Here is a 10,799-nt window from a genome sequence, read left to right as displayed (position 1 = left end):
ATACAGTTCAGTTAAGCATTTCTTGCTTCTCTTCCTTCTCTTGCTTCTCTTCCTTTGTGACGACAGTCGCTACAACTCTTAGCCACCCCCTTGCGGAGGTTCCCTCCGTTGGGGGGAGTGGCGTGGGAACCCCCCTTCGGGTTCACCAGTCGCCTACGGCGGGAAACCCGCCTACAGCGCTGGATTCACTGCAACGCGCTGCCTCTTTTTTGCGACGGCAGTCGCTCATGGGGGAGACCACGCCAGATGCTTCTCCCAAGGGGAGACGCTACGCGAACAAGTCGGCGAAGCCGCCCAACGCACTGGCTCCCCCAAGACCGCGCTGCCTCTCCTCTGCGGTTCGTTAAAAAAATTGCTTTGACAAAGAGTTTTAGCCTTAAGAGGCTATTTATAAAGTAAATATTAAGTAGGGTGTGTTACGGCTATGCAAGGATTTGGGAGTTCGAGAGAGTGAGAAGTAGCCGTAACGCACCATGTTTCTCGGTGCGTTAAGCGTTGCTATAACGCACCCTACAATTTAAGGTTTACTTTATAAATCATCTCTAACTGAACCGTATTGACATTTAGCGATGGCGTGTTTGCATATTGCACCACATCTGTAATTCGTAGCGAATTAAATTTTGCAATATTCTCCAATCCTAATGCAAGCCGACGCATTGTTAATGCATTGGCTTGGATTGTTAATGCATTGGCTTGGATTGTTAATGCGTTGGCTTGGATTGTTAATGCGTTGGCTTGGATTGTTAATGCATTGGCTTGGATTGTTAATGCATTGGCTTAGATTGTTAATGCATTGGCTTGGATTGTTAATGCGTTCCCCTGCATTAAAAACCCTACGCTTTTACGCAAAGCTGTACTAAGCAAACTCTATAGTCTCAACAAACTCAAAAATACTCTCCTTAATGTCTTCGGCTTCTTCTTCGACGGAATCAGGAGTTTCGCCGTTAATAAAGCTGTGCTGACTACTAACTATATACAAAAATTCACCCCTGATAAAAGTTAGCAGCCCTCGGTAAGCATCTAATCTGATCGCAGTTCCATTATTTTCTTGCTTAGAAATCGTCGAACCTTTGGGCATGTCGATTAACACGTAGTAAGCGCCCCGCAAAGTGTCTTCCAAATATTCGGTATACTCCACAGAAGCATCTGGTACATTGGCAAAAATCGCTTGGGGTACATACTTATCTACTAAGATTGCTTGTAAATATTCTTCTTGTCCAACAGACTCCAGTTCCTCTAACTGTTCTAAGGGGAAAGGATAATAATCGATTCTCAGCAAAGTACCGATGTCATCAGAAAAGCCAACTACTCCTTCCTGGCTTTGAATTCTACCGCCCTGCTGCGGATCAACCGGAATCGGCACCGTAAAATTACCTAAAGGGGATTGATATGTCTGTTCACTAAAATCTTCGATGACTACTGTTTCATCTTCGTCATCTGCATATTCTTCCTCTTCTGCTTCTTTAAAGGCGGCAATTACCTCTTTGATGATTTCCTCTGCTTCTTCATCCTCAAGTTCCAAGGCTGCTTGTAGCTTTTTGAGGTAGGCTTGTTTCGGTTTGGGGATAGTGAGTTCATCGTCTAAAAGCACTATCACCCCAGCTGCAAAACCATCTAGCACTAATTCCTCTGAGAGAGATACTTTAGCGACATTAAACAAAGGCCCAATTCCTTCTAGTTCTACAATGTCTATGAGTCTATCAACTATTTCTGTGATTTCATCTTCTGAGTATTCCTCAAAGACCTCGAATTCCCAGAGGATACCCGCTAAACTTTCTGCATCTACATCTTCAATAGATGAATCAGCGATCGCAGTCACAGTTGCGATCGCCGCCACTGCTTCCTCTGGACTTAGTGATTCCTCTGATGTCTTTGGTGAGTTAAAAACCTTGTCATACTTGGTCATAATTGCTACCTGAATTAATTATTTGATAGTAATAACATATTGAAAGTGACAATGGTCAGTTTAACAATGGAGCGAATCTTCTAGAGAAAAAGTTGGCTAATACGTGGTTTACTCAGTATTGCTCAGGTGTAACAAAACCTTGTTGACTGTCCTAAAATCTTTTGTCAAATATATACTTAAACACAAGCTAGGCTCAATATTTACCGCAAGTTACTTTGACTAGATATTGTAAATTTTTGTGATCAGAGACTTCCAACTAAAAGAATCTCCATTTAGTACGGTGCGTTACGGCGTTCGCTTTTAGCATTCCCGGAGGGTAGGCTAACGCACCGCAATAAATCAAATAAAAACGGTGGGTTACTTCCTTAACGCACCTTACTAACTATTGGAAAATTTATTTTTTGGGATTCCCGGAAGCAATTAGGGTTAATAACTGCTATACTCCTTTGTTTTTATCTTCTAGCAGATGAATTACATTTATCGATAAAATTATAAACTAGCTAGCGATAGATACCTACACCGTGGGCCGGATGTCACAATACCGAAGTTTGTAGTCAGACATAATACTCAAAAGGTTGTAGTATTGGTTCTACAAATATGAATTACTGAATTAGATAAGATTTCAAGTTTTTTTATGGTACAAACCCCTCCATCTCAGTTTTCACCAGATCAATACAAAGTTGATTCTGCACAAGAAAAAGTAGAAGCTATTATACAAACACCATCATCAGATACTGAGATTGACCTAGAGTTTCTTTACACCAGAGATATTGAATTTCGTCAGGAAACCATTTACTTTCTTGTGGTTGATCGCTTTTATGATGGCGATCCAGATAACAGCGAAGGTACAAACTCAGAATTGTACGATCAAACTAGACAAGATTGGGGTAAGTACTGGGGTGGCGACTTGCAAGGTGTCATCGATAAATTAGATTATCTCAAAAACATGGGAGTGACAGCCCTTTGGCTAACTCCACTGTTTGAGCAGGTTGAAGAGTTATTTGTTGGTAATGCAGCGCTACATGGCTATTGGACAAAAGATTTTAAGCGGCTCAATCCTCGCTACATTGCTGACGGAGAGAACCCTTCTTTAAATGTTACCCAGGAAGAAAAAAATACAACCTTTGATCGGTTAATTATAGAACTGCACAAGCGGAATATGAAGCTGGTGCTAGATATTGTCTGCAACCATAGCACACCTGATACCAGTGGTAGCAAAGGCGAATTGTATGATGATGGCGTGAAAATTGCTGACTTCAATGAAGATGTCAATAATTGGTATCACCACTATGGCGAAGTGCAAAACTGGGAAGACGATTGGCAAGTACAGAACTGTGAACTATCTGGTCTAGCAACCTTCAATGAAAATAATACTGAATATCGTGAGTATATTAAGTCAGCAATCAAACAATGGCTAGACCGGGGTGTAGATGCACTGCGGGTGGATACTGTCAAGCACATGCCCATCTGGTTTTGGCAAGAATTCACTGGCGATATGAGCAATCACAAACCAGATGTATTTATTTTTGGTGAATGGATTTACAGTAATCCTACTGACGATCTCTCAGTGGAATTTGTTAACCACTCAGGCATGACACTTCTAGACTTTGGGTTGTGTGTGGCAATTCGAGCCGCATTGGGACAAGGTTCAGAAAACGGATTCCAAACAATTCAATACATTTTTGACCAGGATTATCGCTATAACGGGGCAGCAGAGTTAGTCACTTTCATCGATAATCATGATATGTGCCGCTTCCAATCGCTGAACCCCGATCCAGCGATGTTGAAGCTAGCGATCGCTTTAATTATGACATCTCGCGGCATTCCCTGCATTTACTACGGCACAGAACAGTATCTGCATGACGACACCGATGGCGGTAACGATCCGTACAATCGCCCGATGATGGAAAGTTGGAATACTGAGAGTGAGATTTATCGTTGCATCAGGCTGCTGTCTGGCTTACGGCGACTGAATCCAGCCGTGTCAATGGGTAGCCACTGGCAAAAATACTTAACACCCGACGTTTACTGCTATGTGCGCCGCTATCGTGACTCCCTGTGTTTTGTCGCTTTAAACCGGGGAGGAGAAGTTACATTGCCAGAAGTAGAAACGGAATTACCCGATGGGGAACATACCTGCGTGGTGACTCGCGATAAGTATGAGGTAAAAGACGGCAAGATTTATGACCTAGTACTAGCAGAACGGGGAGTGCTTGTTTTCAGCCACGTTGGCGAACGGATAAAAGCACAGACAATTGTGCGCGTGCAACTCAATGGCGTGGATACCCAACTTGGTGAAATCATTGTGGTTACAGGAGATTGCCCAGAGTTGGGTAACTGGGATATCAGTAAAGCATATCCTTTAGAGTACATCAACTCGAATACCTGGTCTGCCGAGATTCCCTTTGATGAGAGTACTGGTAAGCTAATTGCTTATAAATATGCCATGTGGCGGGAAGGGCGATCGCCTCTGCGGGAAAATCTCGTAAATCGTCGTTGGGTGATTGCCAAAGAAGGTACTGTTAAATGGCGTGATACCTGGGCATCGGGAAGGGAATCTTAGAAATATCGAATGAGGTATGAAGAGCGAAGGATTAAAATTTTGATTCTTCACTCTTTTGATGTATCTTGTGTAATAAAAAAACTCTACGATTACAGCCAAGGAGAACAACGGTTGCTGTGCCCGACGCAACCTGCAAGATAACGATGCTGATCACAGGAGTAATTGCTAGATTACTTTTGTGAGATTATTTGTAGGCTAGGATTGGGCAAAAATATGAGAAATATCGCTGAAAGCAGAGAGGATAACTGTTGATGAGTAAAGGAACACTTTACAATCAGGACTTTCTGCTGTGGACACAACAACAAGCTGAGTGTCTAAAGAAAGGACGGTGGGCTGAGTTAGACATTGAACATTTGGTAGAGGAACTAGCGGCTTTGGGTCGGAGTGAACAAAAGGAACTTGGAAGTTATTTGCAGGTGCTTTTAATGCACTTACTCAAATGCCAATATCAACCAGAGCGAAAAACCAAAAGTTGGGTTAACACAATTTCAAACTGCCGAAACAAAATTCAGGATTGTCTGGAAGATACTCCTAGTTTGCAGCGCTTTCTTGAAGACTGGGAGTGGATACAGAAATATTATCGCCGTGCCCGTCGAGACGCAGCAAATGAGACTCAAATACCAATAGAGACTTTTTCCCTTGAGTGTCCTTTTAGTATCGAACAGGTTATTGAACCCGAATTTTTTGTCTAGTTAGGGAGTTCCCAGAAATAAATTATCCAAATAAACGAACCACAGAGACGCAGAGAACACTGAGAAAGGAGAATTAGAGAGGATTTTTGCTCGTTTTGGGATATTTTTTTATTTGGAAGTCCTTTACAGCGTTTTTTAACTTTATTTTGTATTTTGTTCTTTAGACATGTTGTGATGTTCTTTAGACATGTCGTGATGTTGATTAAAACCGATCTGGATCTTCTCCCAAGTCTCGCAATCGCTGTGCTAATCGTTCGGCGCGTTGCTGTTCGGCATCGGCACGTTGCTGTTCAGCATCGGCGCGTTGCTGTTCAGCATCGGCGCGTTGCTGTTCGGCATCGGCGCGTTGCTGTTCAGCATCGGCGCGTTGCTGTTCTCCTTCCTCTGGCAATAACACCACATTGCCTGCTTCGTCATAAAACCTTAACCAGATAGCAGGGTCATCTTCCACTTTGCCTTGCCAAGTGCCCAACCATAGCCCCAAAGTCTGACACCATAACCAACCTTGAGGATTTGGGGACAATATTTGGTAGCCTATATCTGTATTTAAGTGCCATCCCTGCAAAGAATTGGGCTGCAACGGATGGAATACAAAATAATCTTTTGTTTTAAACACCTGTTCGTACAAGTGCTTCTTTGCCCCCAAATCTACTGCTTTTGTGGAGTCGGACAACAACTCAACAATCACATCGGGGTAGCGTCCCTCTTCTTCCCATACCACCCAGCCTAACCGCCTTGGATTGCTATCGACATCCAGCACTACAAAAAAATCTGGCCCCCGAAAATCTTGATTGCGGGCTTGCTTGCTACTGTAGTAGACAAACATATTACCGCCTGTGAAAAAGTTAGTGCGTTCTGCCCAGTGATGCTTAAGAGAACGAATCAACAGATTCATGGCGACGCGGTGGCGGTTAGTTTCCAAAGGTTCTCCGTCATCAAAGATTAAATCTGTGGGTGGCATGGGGGGTTGCCAGTCCAGAATGTCAGTTGTAGGGTTGATTACTTCGGTGGTGATTTCCGGTGACATAGAATCGGTTTCCTGGGCGGTAGTTATCCAGTTGACACAAGACTTGCTTGGCTTTAATTATAGCGTTGGCATACCCCTACTCAAAAGCCAAGCGGCAGAACGCATGGCTCAATTTTAAGGGTTAACCAAAGGCGGGCAAGAGTTTAGCTTACCCGCCAATACAATTGCTACAAACACTAAAATTAAACAAGGGAAAAATATACTAGCGATTACGCACTCAGAGACGGAACATCAACTCCAGAGGTAATACAGATGACTACAGTATCTACAAGCACTTTATCTCAATCTGCCAAAGAGCGATCGCTTATTCTCTGGTTTGATGAAGTTGGTATTGCTGATATCCCTGTAGTTGGTGGTAAAAATGCCTCACTGGGGGAAATGATTCAACAGCTAACGCCCAAAGGCATTAACGTTCCCACCGGATTTGCCACTACTGCTTACGCTTATCGTCATTTCATTCAATCAGCAGGGTTAGAAGCAAAGCTACGCCAACTCTTTACTGATTTAGATGTTGAAGATGTCAAAAATTTACAAGAACGAGGAAAAAAAGCGCGATCGCTATTAATCCACACCCCATTTCCTTTAGAATTGCGGCAAGCGATCGCCACAGCATACCTTAGTCTTTGTGAACGATACAACGCAGAGACAGATGTTGCAGTCCGTTCTAGCGCCACTGCTGAAGACTTACCTGATGCTAGTTTTGCCGGGCAACAGGAAACTTATCTCAACGTTGTCGGTGCCGAAGGAGTTTTAGCAGCTTGCCATAAATGTTTTGCTTCCCTATTTACCGATCGCGCCATTTCTTATCGCCACACCAAGGGATTTGACCATTTTAGCATTGCTCTAGCTGTGGGCGTGCAAAAAATGGTGCGCTCTGACTTAGCTACCTCTGGGGTGATGTTCTCTATTGATACAGAAACCGGTTTTAAGGATGCGGCACTGATTACAGCCGCCTATGGTTTAGGCGAAAACGTTGTTCAGGGGTCTGTAAATCCCGATGAATACTATGTTTTTAAACCAACTTTAAAAGCTGGTTTCCGCCCAATTATCGATAAAAAATTGGGCAGCAAAGAACTGAAAATGATTTATGATGACGGCTCCAAATTTACGAAAAATGTGGCTGTTTCGGCCAGTGAAAGAGGCAAATTTGCCCTGAGTGATCAAGAGATTTTACAACTAGCAAGTTGGGCGTGTTTAATTGAAGACCATTATTCCCAAGTCCACGGTATTTTTACTCCAATGGATATCGAGTGGGCAAAAGATGGAATTACTAATCAACTTTTTATTGTGCAAGCGCGTCCCGAAACCGTCCAGTCGCAGAAGACGGGAAATGTATTGCGGAGTTATCGGTTGTTATTGGAAACTGGAAACTGGGGACTAGGAACTGGGGAAAAATCTTCCCAATCCCATTCGGCTACGCTCACGGCAAGCCCAACCCCTCTAATTACTGGGCGTGCGATTGGAGAAGCAATTAGTCAAGGAAAAACACGCCTAATTTTAGATGTTCAGAAACTCGGACAGTTCCAAGCCGGGGAAGTTTTGGTGACAGAGAGAACTGACCCTGATTGGGAACCAATTATGAAACGCGCCAGTGCAATTGTCACCAACTCTGGTGGTAGGACATGTCATGCAGCAATTATTGCGCGAGAATTGGGTGTACCTGCGATCGTGGGATGCGGCAATGCTACGGAAATTTTAAAACCTGGTCAAGAGGTAACAATTTCTTGCGCTGAAGGGGAAGAGGGAAAAGTTTATGCAGGTTTATTACCTTTTGAAGTTGAAGAAGTCGCTTTAGAGAACTTACCCCGCACTCGCACTCAAATTTTAATGAATGTGGGTAATCCTCAAGAAGCATTGAGTTTATCCGCAATTCCCAACGATGGCGTAGGTTTAGCACGGACAGAGTTTATCATCGCTAATCAAATTCAAATTCATCCAATGGCGTTGATTCACTATGACTTGTTAAAAGATGAATTTGTCAAAGCTAAAATTGCTGAGATTACTACACTTTACGACGATAAACCCCAATATTTTGTAGATAAATTAGCCCAAGGTATAGGTAGAATTGCGGCGGCATTTTATCCCAAACCAGTGATTGTCCGAACGTCAGATTTCAAAAGTAATGAATATGCCAATTTGTTAGGTGGGCGACAGTTTGAACCTAATGAAGAAAATCCAATGCTGGGTTGGCGGGGGGCGGCGCGTTACTATGATCAAGGTTACAGAGAAGCTTTTGTCCTAGAATGTCATGCCATCAAGCGGGTACGGGAAGAAATGGGTTTGACAAATGTGATCCCGATGATTCCTTTTTGTCGTACTCCCGATGAAGGACGTTTGGTTTTGGCAGAGATGACAAAAAATGGTTTAAAGCAAGGTGTTAACGACTTGCAGGTTTATGTAATGTGTGAGTTGCCCAATAATGTAATTATGGCTGAGGAGTTTGCTGAGGTATTTGATGGTTTCTCAATTGGTTCCAATGATCTAACTCAGTTGACATTAGGGATAGATAGGGATTCGGCATTAGTGGCACGGTTGTTTGATGAACGCAATCAAGGTGTGAAGCGAATGGTGAAAATGGCCATAGAAGCGGCGAAAAAATGCGATCGCAAAATCGGCATTTGTGGGCAAGCACCCAGCGACTATCCAGAATTTGCTCAGTTTTTGGTTGAACAAGGAATTGACTCGATTAGTCTGAATCCAGATTCGGTTTTAAAGACGATGCTGGAAGTGGCGAAAGCCGAGGGGAGTAATTCTAATTCGTAATTAGAGTAATTTATGCCAGCTAGAGACCGCTACCACGAGAACTTGAAGAATGCGCTGATCAAAGATGGCTGGACAATTGCCAACAATCCCTTTCATCTAAAATGAGGAAAGAAGGATCTTTACGTGGATTTAGCAGCCGAAAAGTTACTCATAGCAGAAAAAGGAACGCAGAAGATTGCTGTTGAAATCAAGACCTTTAGTGGTGACTCGGAAGTGGCAGACCTCGAACAGGTGAATTGGTCAGTACTTTACTTACCTTGCTGTAATGTCCCGCAATTATCCAGATAGGGTTTTGTATATTGCTGTTCATGAGGATATTTTTACTGACATTTTTGAGGAAGAACCACTTGGTAAACTTATATTGGAAGACTACAAAATTCCTCTGATCGTTTTCAATCCAAAGCGGGAGGTTATAGTCCGATGGATACTCTGGAACAATAGACTTATCCGGAAATGAGAACTTTATTTGGCTGAAACCTAGCTCTGGAGAGGGTTTTAGAGGTTCCTGTTTTATATAAGCTAAAAAGCCAGCTATGTAAGGGTTTCAGCTATTTTGAGGTTTATTTGTGGATAAGTCTAATACAGACAGATAATTTGCAGTATTTTTACTGAACACACGAAAATTCCTTACTCTTACGGTAATATTCAGCATGAAACTATTTTTGATAAAGAACAGGATCGATATTTGGTGATGATTCTTGGTCGAGAACCAGTGCCTGAACTTTCTGTGACTGCAACACGCCGCGTGCATGGCTGTCTGATTCACATTGATATCATTGATGACAAAATTTGGATTCAACGTGATGGCACTGAAGAGGGGATTGCAACAGAACTGGTTAGGGCTGGTGTGGCGAAGGATCGGATTGTGTTAGGATTTCGGTCTGAAGAACTGAGAAAAAATTCAGAATTTGTGTAGTTTACCGCCGCAGGCATCGCATAACCAACCGTAGTTGAACTTCTGGATAACTGCCTATAGCATAGCGATCGCCATATTTTATTTGTGTAATTGTCTACATAACTTTTGACTACTCAACCATAAGTATCTTACTATTTTGCAGAATGGCGATTTAGTTTAGTCAAAGGTAAGATGACAATTCTGTTGGAAACCGAACGCTTGATTATTCGCAGTTGGATACCCGAAGGCGATGCCGAGCAAGCCTTTGTAATTTATAATGACCCTGAAGTTACGAACTTTCTAGGTAAAGCTTCCAGCGTCACAAGCATTGAGTCACAGCGTCAGCGCTTGATTGAAGGTATTCAGCGATCGCATCGACGCAACAATGGTATTGGAACTTGGGCAATTGTGGAAAAGGAAACTATGACAATTGTCGGAACTATCCTTCTGTTACAATTACCCGACAAAGATGGTTTACCCACTCAAGATTATGAGGTAGGCTGGCATTTGAGGCGAGCTTCTTGGGGTAAAGGGTATGCAACAGAAGCAGGACAAGTTATGCTCAACTACGGATTTAGTGTTTTGAATTTGCCAGTAATTTATGGCGTAGTAAAACCAGAAAATCATGCTTCAATCCGTGTAACAGAACGGCTGGATATGAAACCAATAGGGCGGACAAACAAGTATTACGGCATTGAACTACTCCTGTTCCAACTAGATGCACCTGAAGAGTGGAGGGGGAGCAGGAGAGCAGGGGGCAGGGAGTAGGGGGGCAGGGAGCAGGGGAAGCACGGGAGCAGGGGGATAAGGAAGACAAGGGAACAAAAAGAATACCATGCCCCATGCCCCATGCCCAATGCCCAATGCCCCATGCCCAATGCCCCATGCCCAATGCCCCATGCCCAATGCCCAATGCCCAATGCCCAATGCCCAATGCCCAATGCCCAATGCCC

General features: G+C 43.3%; 9 protein-coding genes and 1 pseudogene. 8 read left to right on the top strand and 2 right to left on the bottom strand.

Going from position 1 to position 10,799, the window contains the following annotated elements:
- Positions 1-574: 574 nt before the first annotated feature.
- Positions 575-781 (top strand): hypothetical protein, encoded by a 207-nt coding sequence (locus tag PUQ00_RS30490; protein ID WP_300423511.1) that lies wholly within the window; start codon positions 575-577, stop codon positions 779-781.
- Between the two features lie 75 nt (positions 782-856).
- On the opposite strand, the gene PUQ00_RS30485 is transcribed toward PUQ00_RS30490, so the two are convergent.
- A complete protein-coding gene (locus PUQ00_RS30485; protein ID WP_300423510.1) occupies positions 857-1,906 on the bottom strand; it encodes a hypothetical protein in 1,050 nt (349 codons plus the stop codon).
- 634 nt (positions 1,907-2,540) lie between these two features.
- On the opposite strand from PUQ00_RS30485, the gene PUQ00_RS30480 reads away from it, so the two are divergent.
- Both PUQ00_RS30480 and PUQ00_RS30475 read left to right on the top strand, forming a co-directional pair.
- Entirely contained in the window at positions 2,541-4,469 is a 1,929-nt protein-coding gene (locus PUQ00_RS30480; RefSeq protein ID WP_300423508.1) for an alpha-amylase family glycosyl hydrolase, read from the top strand.
- A 251-nt stretch (positions 4,470-4,720) separates the two neighbouring features.
- A complete protein-coding gene (locus tag PUQ00_RS30475; protein ID WP_300423506.1) occupies positions 4,721-5,161 on the top strand; it encodes a DUF29 domain-containing protein in 441 nt (146 codons plus the stop codon).
- A gap of 202 nt (positions 5,162-5,363) precedes the next feature.
- On the opposite strand, the gene PUQ00_RS30470 is transcribed toward PUQ00_RS30475, so the two are convergent.
- Positions 5,364-6,188, bottom strand: coding sequence for a Uma2 family endonuclease (locus PUQ00_RS30470; protein ID WP_300423505.1), 825 nt, complete (start codon positions 6,186-6,188; stop codon positions 5,364-5,366).
- 252 nt (positions 6,189-6,440) lie between these two features.
- On the opposite strand from PUQ00_RS30470, the gene ppsA reads away from it, so the two are divergent.
- The 5 genes and pseudogenes from ppsA (at position 6,441) to PUQ00_RS30445 (ending at position 10,614) form a co-directional block, all read left to right on the top strand.
- The gene (ppsA, locus tag PUQ00_RS30465; RefSeq protein ID WP_300423504.1) at positions 6,441-8,951 is read left to right on the top strand and encodes a phosphoenolpyruvate synthase; all 2,511 of its coding nucleotides are present in this window, start codon (positions 6,441-6,443) and stop codon (positions 8,949-8,951) included.
- A 12-nt stretch (positions 8,952-8,963) separates the two neighbouring features.
- A pseudogene (locus PUQ00_RS30460) lies at positions 8,964-9,239 on the top strand (element excision factor XisH family protein).
- A complete protein-coding gene (locus PUQ00_RS30455) occupies positions 9,217-9,408 on the top strand; it encodes an element excision factor XisH family protein (protein ID WP_300423502.1) in 192 nt (63 codons plus the stop codon). The pseudogene PUQ00_RS30460 and the gene PUQ00_RS30455 overlap by 23 nt, the downstream one beginning before the upstream one ends.
- Before the next feature lie 132 nt (positions 9,409-9,540).
- Positions 9,541-9,867, top strand: coding sequence for an element excision factor XisI family protein (locus PUQ00_RS30450; protein WP_300423512.1), 327 nt, complete (start codon positions 9,541-9,543; stop codon positions 9,865-9,867).
- Between the two features lie 171 nt (positions 9,868-10,038).
- Complete coding sequence (locus PUQ00_RS30445; RefSeq protein ID WP_300423501.1) at positions 10,039-10,614, top strand: GNAT family N-acetyltransferase; 576 nt, start codon at positions 10,039-10,041, stop codon at positions 10,612-10,614.
- The last annotated feature ends 185 nt before the right edge of the window (positions 10,615-10,799 follow it).

This window comes from Nostoc sp. S13, from assembly GCF_029379315.1.
GTDB lineage: Bacteria > Cyanobacteriota > Cyanobacteriia > Cyanobacteriales > Nostocaceae > Nostoc.
The sequence above is the reverse complement of the archived record's forward strand: the minus strand, read 5'-3'. Positions and strand labels throughout refer to the sequence as shown.